We start from the raw sequence: 20,491 nt of genomic DNA on the forward strand, positions 1-20,491 counted from the left end.
AGTAATCGTATGCGTTTTCGTGCGTTTGGTTCTTTTCGCGAAAGCGCTAAAAGCTGTTCAGCTATGTTTTGGTTCAATGTTATTAACCGGTGATTTTATATAGCCTATATTAGATCAGATATTTAAGCGGAATGGTATTAGAAGTTAGAAGTTAGAAGTTAGAAGTTAGAAATTAGACGTTAGAAATTAGACGTTAGATCACACACATAAAAAGCGTGTTTGAGGTTAAAGTAATTTATTTTGTTCTAACCACTAACCACTAACCACTAACCACTAACCACTAACCACTAAAACTACTTTTAACTCCTCGATTTTACTATTGCTGATGTGAATAGGGATCAAACAGAGAAAGTTGTATCCTGCGTATGGTCCTTTTTTTTCGTTCGATATTTAACCGGTCTTGGCAATTCCTTCGTATTACATTAAAAAAACTTCACGATTTCGCAAAATAAGCTCAAATCCATCAGTTAATTGATGAATTTTTTTGCTACAATTGGGGGGCAAGTAATGTGAGTGAGTTCAACAACAGCTAATGCAGATTTCTGTTTCCTCTTAGTGAGGTTGATCTTGGTCAGTATATTGTTTTTTATATGCGTTATCATAACCAACGGCTTCATACTCGAGCTTACCCAAATTAATAATTCATTAAATGGGGTTTATTCGAGCATGGGACTGTGAATAACCTTGTTTTAATCAAGGGTTTTAATTATGATCGCGTCTATTTTAAAATTTCTAAAAATTAACCTGCTGTAACTGATGTTCTCAATATGGCAAGTGTTGGGAATCATAGTGGAGATAAGTGGATGAGCAATGCGCCTGTAGACAATGGCCGACGTCGCTTTTTAACCATAGCTACCTCTGTTGTTGGTGGTGTTGGTGCGGCTGGGGCTGCTGTTCCTTTTATTGCGTCTTGGAATCCAAGTGAGCGAGCTAAATCTGCGGGTGCGCCTGTAGAAGTAGATATCAGCAAGCTTGAGCCAGGACAATTAATTCGTGTTGAGTGGCGAGGAAAACCTGTTTGGGTTATCAATCGTACACCAAAAATGCTTGAGCAGATGAAAGCTCACGAAGGTCAACTTCGTGATCCAGCGTCTGAAGAGCCTCAACAACCTGAATCATCAACGAACGAATACCGTTCGCAACGTCCAGAAATTTTCGTTGCTGTTGGTATTTGTACGCACTTAGGTTGTTCACCAAGCTTCTTACAAGGTGGCTTTGGTGAGAAAGTTGAAGGCACAGATGATGGTTTCTTCTGTCCGTGTCACGGTTCTAAATTTGATATGGCGGGTCGTGTATTCCAATCTGTACCTGCACCATTGAATCTAGAGATTCCTCCGTATACCTTCCTTGATGACACGACTATTTTAGTCGGTGAAGAAAAAGGAGCGGCGTAATGTTTGGTAAAATTATTGGTTGGATCGACGATCGTATTCCAATGACTCGTGTTTGGAACATGCACATTGCACAGTATCCAGCACCTAAAAACTTTAACTTCTGGTACTTCTTTGGCTCATTAGCTATGTTAGTGCTTGTTAACCAGATCGTAACAGGCATTTGGTTAACAATGAACTTTGTACCATCAGCTGAAGGTGCATTCGCATCAGTAGAATACATCATGCGTGATGTTGAATACGGTTGGTTACTTCGTTACCTACACTCGACAGGTGCATCAGCGTTCTTTATCGTTGTTTATCTGCACATGTTCCGTGGCATGATCTACGGTTCTTACCAAAAACCACGTGAGTTACTGTGGTTGTTCGGTATGTTCATCTTCTTAGCGCTAATGGCTGAAGCTTTCATGGGTTACTTACTACCTTGGGGACAAATGTCGTTCTGGGGTGCACAGGTAATCATTTCACTGTTCGGTGCGATTCCGGTTATTGGTGATGATTTAACGCTTTGGATCCGTGGTGACTACGTAATTTCGGGTGCGACGCTTAACCGCTTCTTTGCACTACACGTAATCGCGCTTCCTTTAGTTATCGTTATCTTAGTGTTCTTACACATTGTTGCGTTACACGAAGTGGGTTCAAACAACCCAGATGGTGTTGAAATTAAGCGTAAGAAAGGCTCTGTGGCTGAAGAAGATAAGCCTAAATTTAAATTCCACGAGTATTACACCAACAAGAAAGACATTGTTGATGCAATTCCGTTCCACCCTTACTACACAGTTAAAGATATTGTGGGTGTGGTTGGTTTCTTAATCTTATTCTGTTGGGTTGTATTCTTTATGCCTGCGATGAATGGTTTCTTCTTAGAAGCGCCAAACTTCGAAGCAGCGAACCCACTGAAAACACCTGAGCACATTTTCCCTGTTTGGTACTTCACGCCATTCTATGCGATTCTGCGTGCTATCCCAGATAAACTAATTGGTGTTATCGCGATGGGTGCATCTATCGTAGTGCTTGCGTTACTACCTTGGATTGACCGTGGTTCGGTTCGTTCTATTCGTTATCGTTGTGGCTTACACAAGTTAAACATTGCTCAATTCGTGGTAACGTTTGTTATCTTAGGTTGGGTTGGTGCAACACCACAAACTGATTTCAAAACGCTGTTATCGCAAATCACGACTGTGACATACTTTATGTTCTTCGTATTGTTATTTGTTTACAGCAAGAACGAGAAAACTAAGCCATTACCAACGAGGTTGACGAAATGATGAAAAAGCTAATTATCGGTTTATTCGCATTGTTGCCAACGTTGACGATGGCAGCAGGTCCTTCGGTTCCTTTAATGGACGCGAACATTGACCTAAAAGACAATGCGTCTTTGCAACGTGGTGCTAAATTGTTCATGAACTACTGTCTTGGTTGTCACCAAATGCAGTATCAACGTTATGAGCGTACGTTCCGCGATATCGGTATTCCTACTGAAATTGGTCAAGAGCAACTTATTTTTGACGGTTCAAAAGTAGGTAGCCACATCAAGAATGCAATTGCGAAAGATGACGCAGCCAAATGGTTTGGCGCAGCGCCACCGGACTTAACGCTTGTAGCGCGAGTTCGTGGTACTGACTGGATCTATACGTATCTGAAGTCATTTTATAAAGATGAATCTCGCCCGTTTGGTGTAAACAACATTGTTTTCCCATCGGTAGGTATGCCGCACGTTCTTCAAGAACTACAAGGTTTACCGACACCTATCACTGAAGAAGTCGAGGAACATGGTCACACAGTGACTAAGGTTGTTGGCACTGAAACAGATGGTACAGGTGAAATGAGTGACGACGAGTACGATCGTGCTGCTCGTGACTTAACTAACTTCTTAGCTTACGTAGGCGAACCGTCACGTTTAGAGTCAGAAGCGTTAGGTCTTAAGGTAATTGGTTTCTTAGTGATTCTATTTATCTTGGCATTCATGCTGAAGAAAGAATACTGGAGAGATGTTCACTAATTCTGGACGTTTTGAAAGGTAATTTTGTGATAGGGGCTTAAGCCCCTATTGCTGTTTTTGTAATATAATGGAGGTAGGCATGGCCGTAGCTGCCAATAAGCGCCCTGTAATGACCCTGTTTTCTGGTGCTAACTGTATGTATAGCCATCAAGTACGCATTGTACTTGCTGAAAAAGGTGTAAGTGTTGACATTCACCTGGCTGAAAAGGATAACCTGCCAGAAGCACTTCATGAAATTAACCCTTACGGTACAGTACCCACACTGATCGATCGTGAGCTTGGTTTATATCAGGCAAACATCATCATGGAATACCTTGATGAACGTTTTCCTCATCCTCCACTAATGCCAGTTTATCCGGTTATGCGTGGCCGTAGTCGCTTAATGATGCACCGTATTGATACTGATTGGTACAGCTTAGCGAATAAAATCACAAGCGGTAGCAGTGAAGCAGCACAAGCACGTAAAGAGCTAACTGAAGCATTACTTGCAATTGCACCAATCTTCTCTGAAGCGCCTTATTTCATGAGCGAAGAATTCAGCTTAGTTGATTGTTATTTAGCACCGCTATTATGGCGTTTACCTGAACTGGGCATTGAGCTTTCAGGTTCGGGAGCTAAAGAACTTAAAGAATACATGCTGCGTTTATTTGAGCGTGAATCTTTCCAAGCTTCATTGACTGAAGCAGAGCGTGAGATCCGTTTATAATGACGCCAAATCGTCCTTATTTACTACGCGCTTTCTTTGATTGGATTGTTGATAATCAGTGTACACCGCACCTTGTTGTGAACGCTGATTTTCCTGCTGTACAAGTACCAACGCAATTTGTTCAAGACGGTCAAATTGTCTTAAACATTAGCCCATCGGCAGTTACAAACTTTGCTATGGATAACCAACAGCTAAGCTTTAATGCCCGCTTTGGTGGTCAACCAATGCAAGTGTATGTGCCTATGGGAGCTGTGCTCGCAATTTATGCACGTGAGAATGGTGAAGGGACTGTATTTACTGCAGAAGAATTCATCGAGGACGAAGAAGAGTTTGCTCCGGTATTAGAAAGTGTTGAAACGCCTGACGATATTTCGCCAGATGATGAGCCACCTGCTAAGCCTGAGAAAAAGAAGGGTGCTCACTTACGAGTGATCAAGTAGTCTTTTCAAATGCTCAAAAAACCCGCTTAAATGCGGGTTTTTTATTAATGACTATTGAGTGATTAACTATAAATACTCAAACACCTTAATGACACGTTCTACACCTGAGATGTTACGGGCAACATCAACCGCTAAATTAGCCTCTGTATCGCTCACTAAGCCCATTAAAAATACCTCGCCATTCTCTGTGACAACTTTAATGTTATTGGCACTGATGTTCTCTGCGGTAATAAGCTGCGTTTTAACTTTTGAGGTTAACCACGAATCGTGAGTTTGCGTACTCATGCCTATATTTGAGCTGATGCGAATTTGATTATGAATTTTACGAATACCGTCAACACCTTCGATTGCTCGTTGCGCTTCGTCTTTCATTTCTTGGTTGGCGACTTGGCCTATCATCAACACAATGCCATTAACGCTCACAACATTCACATTCGCGTATTTATGTATGCGCTCGTTTTCACTCAGTGCGATAGAGCTTTTTATTTCGATATTATTATCGTCAATTTGCGAGCCAATAGTACGACGGTCATTGGCCGCAGTGACAGCACCTGCGGTACCAGCAACAACTGCAGCTGCACAGCCTTGCAGCAATAAAATGGTACCAAGTACAATAAGAGACTGTTTAAACATTAATTTTCTTCCTGTGGGAATAAGGTTAAATCGATAAGCTCGCTCAGGCAGTGCAAGTTCACTAAATGAGATTCAACAATACGGCTAGGGCGTTTTGATGGCACGCGGATTTCAACATCGTTAGGGCCAAGCAAGCCAACTAATTCACCCCCATCGTCACCTACTAACACAATCACTTTCATATCGCGAGTTAACGCCGCTTCTACGGCAGAAATTATTTGCTTTTCATTGCCATTGACGGCGATAGCTAGCAGTAAGTCACCTTGTTGTGCGAAAGCACGGATTTGCCTTGCAAAGGTTTCGTGATCATCAATATTGTTGTTGGGACCTAAGTTAACTTGCTCCTGTGCCAAGGCTACTGCAGGTAGACACGGACGCTCAGTTTCGTAAAAGTTAATTAATAAACCAGCCATATGTTGTGCAAGCATATGGCAACTCGCGGTACCACAGCATAACAATTTATTACCATTGATAAGGCTTTGTGCAATGGTAAATGCCGCTGATTCAAGGGCGCTTGGGAGCACCTCGCCAGCCGCAATTTGAACTTGAATATTCTCGGTAAAAATCTTTTTTATTGTATCTTGCATAACCTACCAATTAAGCCGACGCCAAGAGGCGTTAGTACACATTTTTAAACCAGTTTATTTCGCTATTTAGTTCACCTGTTATGGCAACATAATCAATTCGCATAGCCTGATTTGATAATTTTTTTTCAGCAAGGTAATGGGCGATCGTTCGTCTAAGCCGTTGCTGTTTTTGCTTACTGAGCGCGTAATTTGCACCACCGCGAAGTTTGTTTTTTCTAAATTTCACTTCAACAAACACCAAGGTTTGCCCTTCGCGCATAATGAGATCAAGCTCACCATATTGGCATAAATAATTACGCCCAATGGCTGTTAGGCCATATTGCTTTAAATACTGCTCAGCCTGTTGTTCATAGTACAGGCCTTTTTCGCGGCTATTGTGCCACAATTGTTTAAACCACGACATGCTTTCATCCTTGTGCTGTCGTTACTTAATCAGCCGAATTAATCCCTGTTGCCGATTGCATAAATAACGGAATCGGTTGCTCTGTTGCTAATTCAACGGCAATGATTTGTTTGTTTTTGTACTGCGCCCAATCTAACGTACGGGTAACATACCCATTCGTTTCAATACTTAATTCGCCACTGATGCCAGCAAAACGTTTTCCTTGAATCATACTTAGTTGCTTAACATCACCTAATAGGCTGGTTGCATCATATGCCATGGCAAATAAGCGCTGACTTATATCTGTATTTTCAGGCCATAAGCGTTCGTATTGCTGACGCAAGTTATGCTGCTTTATCTGACCGTCAAGCATCCAAGGTAGTTCAGTAAAATACAGCCCTTCTAAATCACCTTTATCGGTACTGTCTATTTGTTTGCTATGGCTTTTAGAGCTTGCGTATAGCGGAATACGATCTGCGAAAGTACTTACATTAACATCTAAGTACGGTTTGATGAGGCGAGTTTCAGTTGCATCACCTAAAATATAAATAACATCAATATCGCTACGTGAGCGAGTTTCACTTTCAACTTCTTGCTTAAAGAGCGACTTAACCACTTGGATTCGCTCTTTACTTTGGTCCACTTCTAACAAGCCCGTGATAGTTTTTGGCATGTCATCTTTACCTGCGTAAAAACCAACTTGTGGTTTCACTTCACTGTAACGTTGCCATTGTTGGTTAAAGTACTCAACGAGGCGCTGGCCGTTACTGTTGTTTGGAGCAAGTAGCATTGGCTTTTGGTAACCAGCGGTTAAAAAGCGCTCTAACGCTTGTTGTATTTCGTGTTCAGGGCTTAATGCAAAGAAAAAATGCTGCTGTGAGATACGCTCACCCTCAAAACTATTAAGATGCATAACAGGGTAATCAATCAGCGTTTGTGCTGTGCTTAGCTTTTCAATATTACTTTTAAGCAATGGGCCAATCACAAAGTCAGCTTTAAATTCACTGAGTTTTAAGCTGATTTCAGCGGCAGAAAGTGATTCATCAATAAACAGTGTTTGTTCAAGTGGATGAGTATCAAGTGCGGCAAGTACACCCGCTTTTAATGCGTCGCCTAAGCGTTCGTTAGCGCCTGATAGTGGAATAAGCACCGCTAAACGATTGATATTAAGAGGCTCAACTTGCACAAGCTCAGTGACTTTCTTAGGTAAAATCTCTGCGGCAGGGTGACCTGGATAGCGTCGCATCCAGTTATTCATCGCTTGATGCAATTCAACCGGCGCCCCTAAATACACTTGGTGATAAAGCGCCAGATTAACCCAACCTTGTTGTACCACTGAGCCGCGATTAAAGCGCTCAAGTGCATACGAAGATAGTTGAGTAAGGCTTGCCCATAAGTCTTTATTTAAATCAGCAACCGTGAAATTATTCTCGTTGCTAATGGTTGATGCTGCAAAGTAATAAGGCATTGCTTGTTTAGGCATGCCTTGTGATGCATAAACGCGGGCCGTTAAATATTGATGCCATGCTTTATGCTCTGGCAAAGTGAGTTGTGATTCGAGCAACTGTAATTGCTCTAATGCGCGATCACTTTTACCTTGTTTCTCTTGTGCTAAAGCGATGTAAAGCTTGTTTTGAATTTGATCAACGCTTGGTGTGCTCTCGAGCTCAAAACAGATTGTTTCAAGCAATGACCAGCGCTGCTCAGTAATTGCTGCATCGCGAGCGGTATAAAGTAATTGAATTTTATCGGCACCTTGGCGATTTAACGCTGCTTGGTACATTGATTGCGCATCGGTTAGTTGTGATAGGGCTGTGTTTGCTTGCCCCGACTGATTTTCTGCCGTATTTGATGGTTTTTCGGTTGTGCTACAAGCCGATAACCCCGACAATACAATTAATAGACTAACAAGTTTAAGTCGCACAATGATTTCCCAATACGTTAACGCGATTTGCTTATATTACTGACTGACGCAGGAGACCTCAATGTTAAATGAGGAGAATTCAGATAAAATCGGCACTCTTTACATTGTAGCCACACCAATTGGCAACTTTGATGACATCAGCCAGCGTGCCATACAAACCCTATCTGAGGTTGACTTAATAGCCGCTGAAGATACTCGTCACACAGGAAAGTTGCTAAGCCACTTTAATATCAAAGCAAAAACCTTTGCTTTGCATGATCACAATGAAAAACAAAAAGCCCAGCAAATCGTCGATTGGCTAGAGCAAGGAATGAATATCGCGTTGGTTTCAGATGCGGGCACGCCACTGATCAGTGACCCGGGTTATGCCGTGGTAAACTTGTGTCGTGAGCAAGGTGCACATGTTACACCTGTACCTGGTGCATGTGCAGCCATTACGGCAGTGTGTTGTTCAGGTTTGCCGACCGACCGTTTTCAGTTTATCGGTTTTACACCTGCGAAAAGTAAAGCCAGACAAACTTTTTTTATTGAGGCTGTTAATTCAGGTATCACGAGCATTATGTACGAAAGTACCCACCGCATCATGGCAAGCCTTGATGATTTAGAAGCCGCATTAGGCTCAGACCAACCGGTGGTATTTGCCAAAGAATTGACCAAAACATTCGAAACTTTTTTCAATGGCAGCGTTGCTGAGCTAAAGCATTTTTTAACGAATGATCCAACAAAGCAGCGCGGCGAAATAGTATTAATGCTGCCGGGTAAAGCGAAGCAAAGCGATGATATCCCAGAAGATGCCCGCCGTATGCTTGGCTTACTCGAAGCCGAAATGCCACTTAAAAAAGCCTGTGGCGTGGTTGCAGAGTATTTCGGTTTAAAGAAAAACGCGCTTTATAAAGCAATTATTGACGAAAAAGACTAATTCTTTACTGCACTCGGCTGCATGCTCAGGTATACTGCGCGCCGAGTCAGCCGAGATAATCGCTGCCTGCAACGAAAATGCGCAGGGGGAGGAAAGTCCGGGCTCCACAGGGCAGGGTGCCAGCTAACGGCTGGGGGGCGCGAGCCTACGACAAGTGCAGCAGAGAGGAGACCGCCAACTTCGGTTGGTAAGGGTGAAAGGGTGCGGTAAGAGCGCACCGGGCCACTGGTAACAGTTGGTTGCAAGGTAAACTCCACCCGGAGCAAGACCAAATAGGGTTCTATCATTTTAAATAATGAACGCGTGGCCCACGTGAGAACCGGGTAGGTTGCTTGAGCCATAGAGCGATTTATGGCCTAGACGAATGATTATCCACGACAGAACCCGGCTTACTGGCTGACTCACCAAATTAATGAAAGCCCACAGTGAAAACTGTGGGCTTTTTGCTTTCTAAATCGCAAGCAATTTTTAACCAAGTACTATCATTCCCTAATCGCCATCATTATTGATCTTGAACAAGGTTGCTACGTTGACTCTGTTTCACAGAATGATACAGTGAATTTGAACTTTAATTCTAGTCAAAGGAGCTGCCCATGCTAGGCGAAAAACACTCGTTATTGAATGAATTCCCAGAGTTTAATGAATTAATCCACAACCTTGCCAAAAGTGATGCCCATTTTAAAAATACCATGCAACGATACGATGACATGGATAAAGAAATTAGAGAGCTTGAGCTTAATAGTTCTCCGATTGATGACAGTGAAATGCATGAAAAGAAACACCAAAGAGCTGCGCTGAAGGACGAACTTTATGATTTCTTAAAAGCGAAAGCATAAAACAGAAAATGACACCTAATGCCCCTTGCTCCTATGACTCTCGCTGACAAGGGGTGTTATTTCCCAGTTAACCCTAATTTATACCTTTCTAACGCTTTTAATTCCCTTATTTTCAATAGTTTTATATGTTAGTAACTGTTTGTTCAGATTTTTTAAATGGGTGGAATTTATATGTTTGCGAAGGGAGCAATCAAAGCCGTCTCACTGTGTATTATGGCTATGTCTGTCAGCTTGAGTGCCGCAGCAAGTATCAACAATACAGAGACTATGTGGCCAGGCACGGTTTACAACACGGATATACCTACATTTAAGCAGGTTCTTGGTTATGATGTAGGTGAGCGCATTACTAATTACAACGATATGCGTCGTTATTTAACAGCCCTTGAGCAAGCCGCTCCTGAGCGTATTAAAGTTTTTAAGTATGCAAACAGCTGGGAAGGTCGTGAGCTTGTTTATGCGGTTGTTGGCACCGCTGAGCATATTCGATCATTAGAAACTCTTGCAAACAACACGCAAGCGCTGGCAGACCCGCGAAGTACATCTGCGAAAGATGCAAAGTCACTCATCAAAAACTTACCCACTTCAGTGTGGCTGCAGTATGCAGTACACGGTAATGAAATTAGCTCGACCGATGCGGCACTGTTCACCGCTTACCATTTATTAGCGGCACCGAACGATACCATTAACAGTAAAATATTAGAGAACACCGTTGTATTTATTGATCCCCTACAAAACCCTGATGGTCGTGAGCGCTTTGTTTCTCGCTATTATGCCACTGTCGGATTAGAGCACAGCGCAGACCGTTTAAGTGCAGAGCATAATGAGCCTTGGCCTCGAGGTCGAGTTAATCATTATCTGTTCGATATGAATCGTGATTGGTTAGCACTTACTCAGCCTGAAACAAAGGGTAGAGTAGCTGCAATTAATAAATATAAACCTCAAGTAGTGGTTGATATTCATGAAATGGGCGGCGATCAATCATATTATTTTGCGCCGGCTGCTCAGCCATTCAATCCCCATATGACAAAAACGCAAATAGCCAATATGGATGCTATTGGCCAAAATCATGCTAAATATTTTGATGAGTTTGGCTTTGATTATTTTACCCGCGAAATTTTTGATGCTTTTTATCCTGGGTACGGTGATAGTTGGCCTGTATTTTATGGTGCGTCAGCATCAACCTACGAAGTAGGCTCTGCTCGCGGCCATGTTTTTGAAAAAAACACCGGTGAACTTCTCACTTATTTTAATACAGTGAAGCGTCAGTTTGTGGCATCAATTTCTACCGCCGAAGGTGCAGCTAATCAACGTGAGAAGCTACTTAATGACTTTTACCAATATCAAGTTGATGCAATTGATTCAGGTAAGAAGAGTAAAGAACGTGTGTATATTTTACCGAACCAAAGTAACCGTGAAGGAACGCATAAACTTGCGACGTTAATGGCTGAACACGGCGTAGAAGTTCAACAAGCAAATGAAGATTTCAAAGCATGCGGTGTTAAATACAAAGCGGGTAGCTACTTTATTGATACAGCGCAGCCGCGTGGTGTATTTGTTCGTACTACATTTACAGACCAAGTTGATATGGCTGAAGCCTTTGTGAAAGAACAAGAAAGACGCCGTGCTCGTAACCTAGGCGACGAAATTTATGATGTCACAGGCTGGTCGCTGCCAATGATGTTTAATGTTGATAGCGATAGCTGTAGTAAGGCTGTGAGCGCTGACAGTAAAGCGGTTCAGGCTAACGACACACTGATTGGTAAAGTGAATAACCCAGAAGCCTCAGTGGCTTATATAGTTGCTTGGGGCGACACGGCCGCTGCACGCTTTTTAACCGCAGCGCTGCAAGCAGGCGTTAAGCTTAAAAGTGCTGACCAAGCATTTGTATTAGGTGATAAAACTAACTACCCAGCGGGCAGTTTAGTGATTGAAAAGCGCTTAAACGATAAAGACTTACTGACTAAAATTAGTCAAATTGCAGAGCAAACAGGTGCCATAGTCGATGGTGTTGATTCAAGCTGGGTGATTGATGGCCCCAGTTTTGGTAGTAATAAAACAGTGCCAATGGTGGCGCCAAAAGTGGCGATTGCATGGGATGTACCTACTAGTGAGCTAAGCGCTGGTAACACCCGTTTTGTTATAGAAAGACAGCTCGGCTATCCGGTAACGGCTATTCGTACACCAATGCTTGCATGGGCTGATTTAAGTGATTACCAAGTGTTGATTTTACCGGAAGGTAATTACGAGCAAGCATTAGGTAAATCGGGCACGGCTAATTTAAAAAGCTGGGTTGAAGCTGGTGGCGTGTTGATTGCACTCGGTAATGCAAACCGCTTTACCACCCATGCTGATTACGGCTTATTAGATGTTAGGCGCGAGCAAGCCTACCGAGAAGAAAAAGCCGACAGCAGCGATGATAAAAGCAGTAAAGTGGCAGGGCAGTTATTCGCTTCTCGTGATGATTTAAAAGCAGCGAGCATCGAACCACACACCTCGCCAGACTATGTAGCCGGTGTACTTGCTAATGTTGAAGTAGACCAAGAGCATTGGTTAACCGCAGGCGTCGATAAAAATTTAGTGGCGGTGGCTTACGGTAATGATATTTACACGCCAATTAAACTTAACTCAGGCAAAAACTTAGCGTGGTTCATAGGTAAAGACGATGTACTGGCGAGTGGTTATTTGTGGCAGCAAAACAAAGCTCAGCTAGCTTACAAGCCGCTCCTTGTTCATCAACCACTAGGTAAAGGCATGGTGATAGGCTTTACACAATCACCGACGTATCGCGCCTACCTTGAAGGCATGAATGTATTGCTCACTAACACGATTTTCCGTGCTGCAGCTCATGCTCAGTAAGGTTTAGAACAAATCGAAATGCCCGGCCAAGTTGCGGGCTTTTTCGTGTTTAAAGCTTCTCTCAACATCTAAAATAAAAAAGCCCGCAGGGCAAAGGGCGGGCTTTTTAGTGTTCCATGGAGAGGAAGTGTTAAGACACAATCCCGAGTGGCTTACCTGTTTGCCAAGCGCCACGGGTAAAGTCTGGTATCGTTTTGCTGTTACTTCTGTCTGCAACCGATGCCATACTTTGTGGAAAGATAGATGACCAGGCTGCAGCATCGTAAACATCTTGATCCAGTGGTTCATTGTTACGCAAGCAGTAAATCATGCGCCATAACATTATGAAATCCATGCCGCCGTGACCACCGTTGCGAACGGCTTCTTCACCCATACGTTGCCATAATGGATGATCAAACTCTGCACGCCATTTTTCCATATCGTGATCCCAGCGATGGAAATTTTGCATATGTGGTTTACGGCCTTGTGAGCCCGCACTTTCCCATGCTGCTACTTCAGCTTCATATTGCTGCTGGTAGATTTTTGCAATGGCTGGTGGTACATCTTCTAGGGCAATGCGGTTAGGAAAACCTGCAAATGTCCCATTAGTACCTTGAATTAGGTTATGGCGGCTGTACGGGCGTGGGCTTGTGGTGTCGTGCTGAACCATAATGCTTCGGCCTTTCACTGTTTTAATAATGCTGGTGTTCATGTCGCCAGCAGTAAATTTCAGTGAACGACGTTCGTGGCCTGCAGGAAATTCACGTTCTGCGTAGGCTGCACGGCCAAGTGCAGGTGAGCTGACTGATGTTACGAAATCAAAGCGATCACCCCGGTTGATGTTCATATATTGAGAAACGGGACCTAAGCCATGAGTGGGGTATAAGTTACCGTTTACTTTTGTATGCCAGTAAGTACGCCACGAGCCGGTACTGCGGTCAATTTCTTTCATTTGCCAACGCAGGTCATGAATATAAGCGGCTTCACCATGCAGTAACTCGCCAAATACGCCTTTACGAACCATGTTTAGAACCATTAACTCGTCACGGCCGTAGTTAACGTTTTCCATCATCATGCAGTTCTTTTGAGTGCGCTCAGCAGTGTTTACTAGTTGCCAGCACTCTTCCATAGTGGTTGCTGCGGGTACTTCAACAAAGGCATGTTTACCACTTTCCATGGTTTCAACACTCATTGGTGTGTGCCAACGCCAAGGTGTTGAAATGATCACGATGTCGATGTCATTGCGAGCCAGCATGTCTAAATAGGCTTTATCAGACCCCGTGTAAGCAGTTGGTTTAGGTAAGCCTTTTTCAACAACATAGTTAATTGATTTCTCGAGCATTAGCTGATCTGTGTCACAGATAGCTTTAATTTCAACACCTTCAATGTGGCAAAGGTGTTTTACATGGCCGCTACCACGTTGACCAACGCCAATAAAACCAACACGTACCACATCCATCGCAGGCACAGCTAAGCCCATTACGCTTTTACCTTGTGAAGCAAGTGGTGTGCTTTGATTATCACCTTGTTGGCTTTTCGCACAGCCAGTCACGACTGTCGCGGCGGTAATAGCTGCGGCAGATTTTAAAAAACGTCGTCTATCTATTGTCATATCAATACTTAACTCACTGAGATTATTATTAAGAGTATGTGTCAGTTGTTTCTTTTTATCTTAATTGAAAGACAATTACAAAAGTTAACAGGTAATCAAAACTGCTGCATGTCCGCAATAATACATACAGCTAACACAGTTCAATCTTGATTTAATAGATGTATTTAATTTACAGGATAAATATTAAATAATATTACTGCCTTGCTCAGGATCGCGAGACTGATCGGCTTGTTCACGAATATCATCTGCATCACTACTTATATCATCCAAGCTATGGTCGTCGAGAGTGTTTGATGTTTGTGGGGGCGAAGTGGTGTGATGACTGGTGTGCTCGGCATCGGTATTTAAAATAATTCGTTCGCGAGCATCATCTGGCATACTAATTTTTTCTGCTAAATAGGTGTTTACTAACATTCGCATTAGCTGAGATGCTACTTTAACCGTGCTATGTTCACTGCTGTTTACCCAAAAATAAATGGTTAAATTAAGCGTGGCAGATCCAAGCGATTCAATGAGAACCTGACTGGGGGGATCATTAATAACGGCAGGGTTTTGACTTACGACTTGCATGGCTAATTGCTGAGCATAGCGAATGTCATTGTCGTAGCCAATGCCTACTGTAAAATGGCCGCGCATTTTGGGGTTCGCAGTAAGGTTTTTAATGACATTTTTATAGACGGTAGCATTCGGTATTTGAATATGATTACCATCAAAATCCACCAAAGTAGTGGCGCGAGCTGTGACTTTTTTTACTACCCCTAAGCGGCCATCTACTTCTATTACATCGTCAATCCGAAACGGTCGCTGTACGCTTAGTAGCATACTCGAGATAAAGTTCTCGGCGATATCACGAAATGCGAAGCCAAGGATCAAGCCCACCAATCCTGTACCACTCATGATAGCGACGGCAAAACTGGTAAGCCCTGCAAGACGTAAAAATAAGTACACCCCAAACAAAATAATAACGATGCTAAAAAAGCGCCGTGTAACGACATGTAAAAGCTTACTTTCACTCACAAAACCCAGTGGTTTAATCAGTACATATGACAAAGGGCGAGCCAGTAAGTAGCAAATAATAATGGCGACAATACCGAGTGTGAGAGCCGGTAACATTTGCCAAGCAGTGTGTAAAAACTGCGTAACTTGTGAATTTAAATCGTACCACGTAAGGCTTTCAATTGGCGTCGACGTCGTGGTTGATAGTATGGGTGTGATTAAATTAGTTACTTGATTAGTAAGATATAAATAAAAATTCATTGCACCACTCCATGGATTATAGCCGGGCAGTTATAAGCGTAGCTCAATGCAAGTTAGGCGCCATTATTAGTGGCAAGTAGTTTGCAACGACACCTTAAGCTAAGTAGAAAGTGAGGAAGAATATGTCTCAGGGCAATCGCGGTTTTCAGGCTCGCTCGCCGCTGGAAATCCCATTACGAGGTTGGTGGGATATAAGCAAACGGGTATATCATAATTTATCACAAGATAATTTATCGTTTGTTGCGGCAGGTGTCGCATTTTATGCACTGCTAGCAATCTTTCCTGCACTGGCTGCCATTGTGTCTATTTATGCCTACTTTGCTTCACCAACGGACATTCATGAGCAATTATCTAAAGTGATTGCAATTTTACCTACCAGTAGTCGCGATATTATTTTACTGCAAGTGAGTGAAGTGACGCAGCAATCGCAAAAAGTCTTGAGTATGAGTGCTATAGGCACTTTATTGTTAACAGTCTGGAGTAGCAGTAAGGGCTGCCAAGCGCTGATCACGGCCTGTAATATTACATACCATCAGCATAACAAACGGCAATTTTTTGTGGCGTTACTGGTCCGTTTTTTATTTTCGTTGGGCGCTATAATCGTCGCTCTCGTGGCGTTATTAATTATTGGTATTTTACCTATTGTGCTTAACCTGGTTGGCCTAACAGAGCTAATAGATTTAATGATCACGCTGATAACTTGGCCGCTGCTGGCAATCATTTTTAACGGTGCATTGGCATTTTTATACCGCTACGCACCTCATCGAAACCCCGCTAAGTGGCGTTGGATCACACCGGGTTCAATGCTCGCGACTGTATTATGGATCGGGGCATCGGTTGGTTTTTCATTTTATGTCTCGCAATTTGCACGTTATAACGAAACCTATGGCTCTTTAGGGGGCGTGGTTATTATGCTGATGTGGCTTTATATCAGTGCTTATATCATTATTTTTGGGGCGGCAATTAATGCCAGTGCTGAACAGCAAACGGTCATTGATAGTACTGTCGGCCCCGAAAAAGAAGTCGGAGAGCGCGGAGCAACTGTAGCAGATACATTGATGACACAGCAGACTAAACATTCTTCTGAATAGAACGATTGGCGCTAATTTTACGCATGGTTGTTAGTTAAATTGGCGTCTACAATCATTTCATATAATTTACGGGAGTAACGTTATGAAAGTGATTCAACAATTAAATAGCCATGCCACTCAAGATGGTGATGGTGTCAATATTAGCCGTATCCCAGGCTTTGATGGAAAATACTTAGATCCATTTTTAATGATCGATGAGCTTAAGTCTGACGATCACAGTGATTTTATGGGGGGCTTTCCTGCACACCCTCATCGTGGCATTGAAACCTTCACTTATATTATTAAAGGAGGGTTTGAGCACCAAGATCAAATGGGTAACAAAAAAGCGATTCGTGCAGGAGATGTGCAATGGATGAGTACTGGCTTTGGTGTGATCCACAGTGAAATGCCGTTAGCAGATGCAAAAGAAGGCATGCATGGATTCCAAATCTGGTTAAATATGCCAAGTGCAGAAAAGCTCAGAGCACCGCGTTACCAAGATACAACAGAAGCCCCCGCACCGGTGACTCGTAATGACCAAGGGGTTGAGTTAAAAGCGCTTGCAGGTAGTTGGCAGTTTGCCAGTGAAGAGCAGGTTTCAAGCTTACAAGATTTAGCCGCTAATGGCATGTTAGCTGATGTGACTTTGCCTGCCGGCACTGAATTTAAACACGCGCCTCTTAAGCAAACTAAAGTGATGTTGTATATACACACGGGAGAAATTAATACTGAACAGGGAGGGCCTGTTAAAGCGGGGAGCTTGTTAATTTTAGAGCCTGGCAGTGACATTGAATTTAATTCGCAAACGGGGGCGGGTGTCTTGGTGCTTGCGGGCGAACCACTAAAGCAGCCGATTGCTCATATGGGACCTTTTGTTATGACGACGCAAGCAGAGTTACATCAGGCTGTACGAGATTATCAACAAGGTAAATTTGGCACACTCTAGGAGGTTATCGTGGGATTACTTGTAAACGGCCAATGGCAAGATAAATGGTACGACACAGACAACAACCAAGGTGAATTTAAGCGTGAATCAGCGCAGTTGCGTAACTGGGTAACGGCTGATGGTAGCAAAGGGGCAAGTGGCGATGGGGGATTCAAGGCTGAGAAAGGTCGGTATCACTTGTATGTTTCATTAGCGTGCCCATGGGCTCATCGCACGCTGATTTTTCGCCATTTAAAAGGCCTTGAAGACTACATTAGTGTCTCGGTTGTGAGTCCTGACATGCTAGAGCATGGGTGGACATTCGATAAAGATAATCACAGCACAGGTGATGCTTTATTTGATAGCGACTACATGCATCAAATTTATACACGTAACAAAGCTGATTATTCTGGCAGAGTGACGGTACCTGTACTTTGGGATAAACAGACCCAGCGCATTGTCAGTAATGAGTCTGCAGAGATTATTCGGATGTTTAATAGTGCATTCAATGAACTTACTAACAATGAACGCGATTTTTACCCTGCAGCGCTACGTACTGAAATTGATGAAATAAACGAGTTTGTTTATCACAATATCAATAACGGTGTGTATCGAGCAGGCTTTGCAACAACGCAAGAAGCGTACACCGAAGCGTTTGATGATTTATTTGCCGCTCTTGATAAAATTGAACAGCGTTTGACTCATAATCGCTACTTAGTGGGCGACACTCTCACAGAGGCTGATTGGCGTTTATTCACGACCTTAATTCGCTTTGACAGTGTTTATGTGGGTCATTTTAAATGTAATTTACGCACCATCGAAAGTTACCCTGCAATTAGTCATTATTTACGCGAGTTATACCAAATTGAAAAGGTGAGTGAGACGGTCGATTTTTACCACATAAAACGTCACTATTACTTCAGCCATACGATGATAAATCCGACGCAAGTGGTGCCAAAAGGACCCGATATAGACTATGGCCGAGCGCACAATCGTGACCAATTATAGTACTCAGAGTAGCAGCTCATGTGAGTTGCTACTGATATCCTTTCATTACGTCGCGAATAGTGTCGATACCAAACATGACTTTTTGAATAAACGACTCAGCGCTTTTTACGAGGTTAAAATGCGGGTGCTGCGACCATATTGCTTGTAATTTATCATCTAGCAAAATTGCTTGCTGGTCAGACTCGTTACGAACAGGGTTGTTACTGTGGATACTTTGCCCTGACTTGGCCGCGGTTTCAAAAAAAATCACAGCATCATATTGATTAAGCTCAGTGTGAAGATCGGTTCCTAAGCATTGAAAAAACTCCGCCTGATCACCTGGCCAATATGCGAGACCATCTAAGCTACCACGATCGCACAGCATTAAACGATCAGGGTGCATAGTACGTTGAATATGTTCAAGGTGTTTCTGTAAGCTGAAGATAGCTTGCTGGTGAGCTTTAACAAGGTGAGGAGCATTACCCCGTTCTATTCCGCCGCCAAATAACATGGTTGCCGATTCAGGCACTACCACAATTTGTTTCGAGAACTCGCGTCGTAATAAGTCGATTGCTGTTGTTTTACCGCCACCGGGGCCACCGGTTAATACAATCCGTTTTTTCAACTAGGTTATCCTGTTAACACGCAAAACTTATTTACACGGTAAAGAAAAGACTAACAAATGAGAAGTAAAAAGCGTATTTTTTGTGATAAAGATCACAACAGTCGTAACAGCCAGCTAAACTGACTGAGTTGTTTGAGTTTTCCATGCTGATGATCATCATTTTTTAAAGCCCCATAACCTACACCCGCCGAAAAGGCACTCGCAAGCCCGACTTTAGTAACGGCGAATCGCTTTAAGCGATAATTAAATGCTTGGTGATGTTGGCGTTTCAATTCATCGAGTAAATCCATTTTCTGGCTTAAGTTATTAACCTTTTTCTGCGGTTTTTTTATGAAGTAATCAATAAACATCATTCTTCCTTATTGAGGTTTAGTAACTGTCGAATACTTGTTATGGTTTTATCAAAGCCAATTTTGCTGCTGATATAACCAATATTTTTCCACAGCCAAATTAAGCAAAGTATTTGCATGGTAAACAGCGACACCGCTGACAGCCAAATTGATTCACTTAGACTAAATATAGCAAGACCGATGGATGCTAATAGTCCAGCCCAAAGTAATACCAATCCCCCAGCAAAACAGACGATCAATATTATGGTGAGTGCCAGTGAACGCATTGACAAACGCCATTCAGCTGCAGCTAAATCTTTGCAGATCCCCATTTGTTGACGGTAATCAACGTAAAGCTGTTTAGTGTAGTCAGTGAGTTTGGCAAGATGATCTTGCCACTGATCAGCATGGAGTTGCTGATCAGTGGTTTCTTGCATTTTCTCATCAGTAGGGTGAGAGTGCGGCATAATCGTTACTTATTACGACGGATTAGTGCGCTCACTAGCATACCTGCTGCAAATGCAATACCCGCTGTCGCTAATGGGTTTTCAGATGCTAGTTGACGTGTTTTGCCGCTGTATTCATTTATTTTTTCACGCGCAACAGCTTGTTTTTCAGACAATGTTTTTGCCGAATTAGTAGCTCCCTCTCGAACACTGTGTTCAGCGCTTGCTGCACGTGATGATAGAGCATCAACGGCATGATGCGCTGCTTCGGTTGCTTTTTCAGTAAATGGCGCCTCTACTTGAGCCGCTTTCGTATCTGCACTGCTTGTGGTGCTTGAATTCGATTTGTTTGTTGCGGTAGTCATAATCATTCCTTAAAAATTGCCATTAAATTGGTAAGTACACTGTCGCAACCTTCGTACCAACAAATAATATTATTTAATATCAGATTGTTATGTAATTAATGGCTCATGTAAGTCGGTATTACCCGTAACTATTGCAGGGTTATTGCGTAAAAATTACCGAATTCGATTTTATTCTACTAATTTGTAATTATTCATTGGTCATTCATTAGCCATTTTTACC

21 protein-coding genes and 1 other RNA gene are annotated in these 20,491 nt (G+C 42.8%); 12 read left to right on the top strand and 10 right to left on the bottom strand.

Going from position 1 to position 20,491, the window contains the following annotated elements:
• The first annotated feature begins 803 nt into the window (after positions 1–803).
• The 5 genes from petA to JIG41_RS03445 all read left to right on the top strand — a co-directional run bounded on the left by petA (position 804) and on the right by JIG41_RS03445 (position 4,539).
• A complete protein-coding gene (gene petA / locus JIG41_RS03425) occupies positions 804–1,394 on the top strand; it encodes a ubiquinol-cytochrome c reductase iron-sulfur subunit (RefSeq protein WP_036971266.1) in 591 nt (196 codons plus the stop codon).
• Entirely contained in the window at positions 1,394–2,659 is a 1,266-nt protein-coding gene (locus JIG41_RS03430; protein ID WP_036971263.1) for a cytochrome b N-terminal domain-containing protein, read from the top strand. The genes petA and JIG41_RS03430 overlap by 1 nt, the downstream gene beginning before the upstream one ends.
• Positions 2,656–3,393, top strand: a complete 738-nt coding sequence (locus JIG41_RS03435; RefSeq protein WP_036971260.1) for a cytochrome c1 — start codon at positions 2,656–2,658, stop codon at positions 3,391–3,393. The genes JIG41_RS03430 and JIG41_RS03435 overlap by 4 nt, the downstream gene beginning before the upstream one ends.
• Positions 3,394–3,472: 79 nt before the next feature.
• Positions 3,473–4,099: a stringent starvation protein SspA gene (gene sspA / locus JIG41_RS03440; protein ID WP_036971257.1), complete on the top strand. Its 627-nt coding sequence runs from the start codon at positions 3,473–3,475 to the stop codon at positions 4,097–4,099.
• The gene (locus JIG41_RS03445; protein WP_036971255.1) at positions 4,099–4,539 is read left to right on the top strand and encodes a ClpXP protease specificity-enhancing factor; all 441 of its coding nucleotides are present in this window, start codon (positions 4,099–4,101) and stop codon (positions 4,537–4,539) included. Before sspA ends, JIG41_RS03445 begins: the two co-directional genes overlap by 1 nt.
• 66 nt (positions 4,540–4,605) lie before the next feature.
• Here the strand turns inward: JIG41_RS03445 and dolP are convergent, their stop codons facing one another.
• From dolP to JIG41_RS03465, 4 genes are read right to left on the bottom strand one after another with little or no spacing between them, the layout of a single operon-like run.
• The gene (gene dolP / locus JIG41_RS03450; protein ID WP_036971254.1) at positions 4,606–5,172 is read right to left on the bottom strand and encodes a division/outer membrane stress-associated lipid-binding lipoprotein; all 567 of its coding nucleotides are present in this window, start codon (positions 5,170–5,172) and stop codon (positions 4,606–4,608) included.
• Positions 5,172–5,759, bottom strand: coding sequence for an SIS domain-containing protein (locus JIG41_RS03455; RefSeq protein WP_036971252.1), 588 nt, complete (start codon positions 5,757–5,759; stop codon positions 5,172–5,174). The genes dolP and JIG41_RS03455 overlap by 1 nt, the downstream gene beginning before the upstream one ends.
• 31 nt (positions 5,760–5,790) lie before the next feature.
• A complete protein-coding gene (locus JIG41_RS03460) occupies positions 5,791–6,162 on the bottom strand; it encodes a YraN family protein (RefSeq protein WP_036971250.1) in 372 nt (123 codons plus the stop codon).
• 25 nt (positions 6,163–6,187) lie between these two features.
• Positions 6,188–8,065, bottom strand: a complete 1,878-nt coding sequence (locus JIG41_RS03465) for a penicillin-binding protein activator (protein ID WP_199524260.1) — start codon at positions 8,063–8,065, stop codon at positions 6,188–6,190.
• A 61-nt stretch (positions 8,066–8,126) separates the two neighbouring features.
• Between JIG41_RS03465 and rsmI the strand changes: the two genes are divergently transcribed.
• From rsmI to JIG41_RS03485, 4 genes are all read left to right on the top strand, one after another.
• The gene (gene rsmI, locus JIG41_RS03470; RefSeq protein ID WP_199524261.1) at positions 8,127–8,984 is read left to right on the top strand and encodes a 16S rRNA (cytidine(1402)-2'-O)-methyltransferase; all 858 of its coding nucleotides are present in this window, start codon (positions 8,127–8,129) and stop codon (positions 8,982–8,984) included.
• Positions 8,985–9,026: 42 nt separating this feature from the next.
• Positions 9,027–9,392: RNase P RNA component class A (rnpB, locus tag JIG41_RS03475), an RNA gene on the top strand.
• 185 nt (positions 9,393–9,577) lie between these two features.
• Positions 9,578–9,820 carry a YdcH family protein gene (locus JIG41_RS03480; RefSeq protein WP_036971241.1) on the top strand — a complete coding sequence of 81 codons (243 nt, stop codon included), beginning with the start codon at positions 9,578–9,580 and terminating at the stop codon, positions 9,818–9,820.
• A 171-nt stretch (positions 9,821–9,991) separates the two neighbouring features.
• Positions 9,992–12,676, top strand: a complete 2,685-nt coding sequence (locus JIG41_RS03485) for a M14 family metallopeptidase (RefSeq protein ID WP_199524262.1) — start codon at positions 9,992–9,994, stop codon at positions 12,674–12,676.
• Between the two features lie 130 nt (positions 12,677–12,806).
• On the opposite strand, the gene JIG41_RS03490 is transcribed toward JIG41_RS03485, so the two are convergent.
• The gene (locus JIG41_RS03490) at positions 12,807–14,267 is read right to left on the bottom strand and encodes a Gfo/Idh/MocA family protein (RefSeq protein WP_074988818.1); all 1,461 of its coding nucleotides are present in this window, start codon (positions 14,265–14,267) and stop codon (positions 12,807–12,809) included.
• A 183-nt stretch (positions 14,268–14,450) separates the two neighbouring features.
• Positions 14,451–15,524: a mechanosensitive ion channel family protein gene (locus JIG41_RS03495; RefSeq protein ID WP_036971234.1), complete on the bottom strand. Its 1,074-nt coding sequence runs from the start codon at positions 15,522–15,524 to the stop codon at positions 14,451–14,453.
• A 122-nt stretch (positions 15,525–15,646) separates the two neighbouring features.
• Between JIG41_RS03495 and JIG41_RS03500 the strand changes: the two genes are divergently transcribed.
• The 3 genes from JIG41_RS03500 to JIG41_RS03510 all read left to right on the top strand — a co-directional run bounded on the left by JIG41_RS03500 (position 15,647) and on the right by JIG41_RS03510 (position 18,527).
• Positions 15,647–16,615 carry a YihY/virulence factor BrkB family protein gene (locus tag JIG41_RS03500; protein WP_199524263.1) on the top strand — a complete coding sequence of 323 codons (969 nt, stop codon included), beginning with the start codon at positions 15,647–15,649 and terminating at the stop codon, positions 16,613–16,615.
• An 82-nt stretch (positions 16,616–16,697) separates the two neighbouring features.
• Entirely contained in the window at positions 16,698–17,540 is an 843-nt protein-coding gene (locus JIG41_RS03505) for a pirin family protein (RefSeq protein ID WP_036971229.1), read from the top strand.
• Between the two features lie 9 nt (positions 17,541–17,549).
• Positions 17,550–18,527, top strand: coding sequence for a glutathione S-transferase family protein (locus JIG41_RS03510; RefSeq protein WP_065978171.1), 978 nt, complete (start codon positions 17,550–17,552; stop codon positions 18,525–18,527).
• A gap of 28 nt (positions 18,528–18,555) precedes the next feature.
• On the opposite strand, the gene JIG41_RS03515 is transcribed toward JIG41_RS03510, so the two are convergent.
• The 4 genes from JIG41_RS03515 to JIG41_RS03530 all read right to left on the bottom strand — a co-directional run bounded on the left by JIG41_RS03515 (position 18,556) and on the right by JIG41_RS03530 (position 20,271).
• Complete coding sequence (locus JIG41_RS03515) at positions 18,556–19,131, bottom strand: AAA family ATPase (RefSeq protein WP_249406605.1); 576 nt, start codon at positions 19,129–19,131, stop codon at positions 18,556–18,558.
• A 92-nt stretch (positions 19,132–19,223) separates the two neighbouring features.
• Positions 19,224–19,484, bottom strand: coding sequence for a hypothetical protein (locus JIG41_RS03520; RefSeq protein ID WP_409372710.1), 261 nt, complete (start codon positions 19,482–19,484; stop codon positions 19,224–19,226).
• A complete protein-coding gene (locus tag JIG41_RS03525; RefSeq protein WP_199524264.1) occupies positions 19,481–19,927 on the bottom strand; it encodes a hypothetical protein in 447 nt (148 codons plus the stop codon). Before JIG41_RS03525 ends, JIG41_RS03520 begins: the two co-directional genes overlap by 4 nt.
• A gap of 5 nt (positions 19,928–19,932) precedes the next feature.
• Positions 19,933–20,271, bottom strand: a complete 339-nt coding sequence (locus JIG41_RS03530) for a DUF883 domain-containing protein (protein WP_074988822.1) — start codon at positions 20,269–20,271, stop codon at positions 19,933–19,935.
• Positions 20,272–20,491 lie beyond the last annotated feature (220 nt).

The sequence above is a fragment of the Pseudoalteromonas sp. bablab_jr011 genome (assembly GCF_016464045.1).
Lineage (GTDB): Bacteria > Pseudomonadota > Gammaproteobacteria > Enterobacterales > Alteromonadaceae > Pseudoalteromonas > Pseudoalteromonas lipolytica.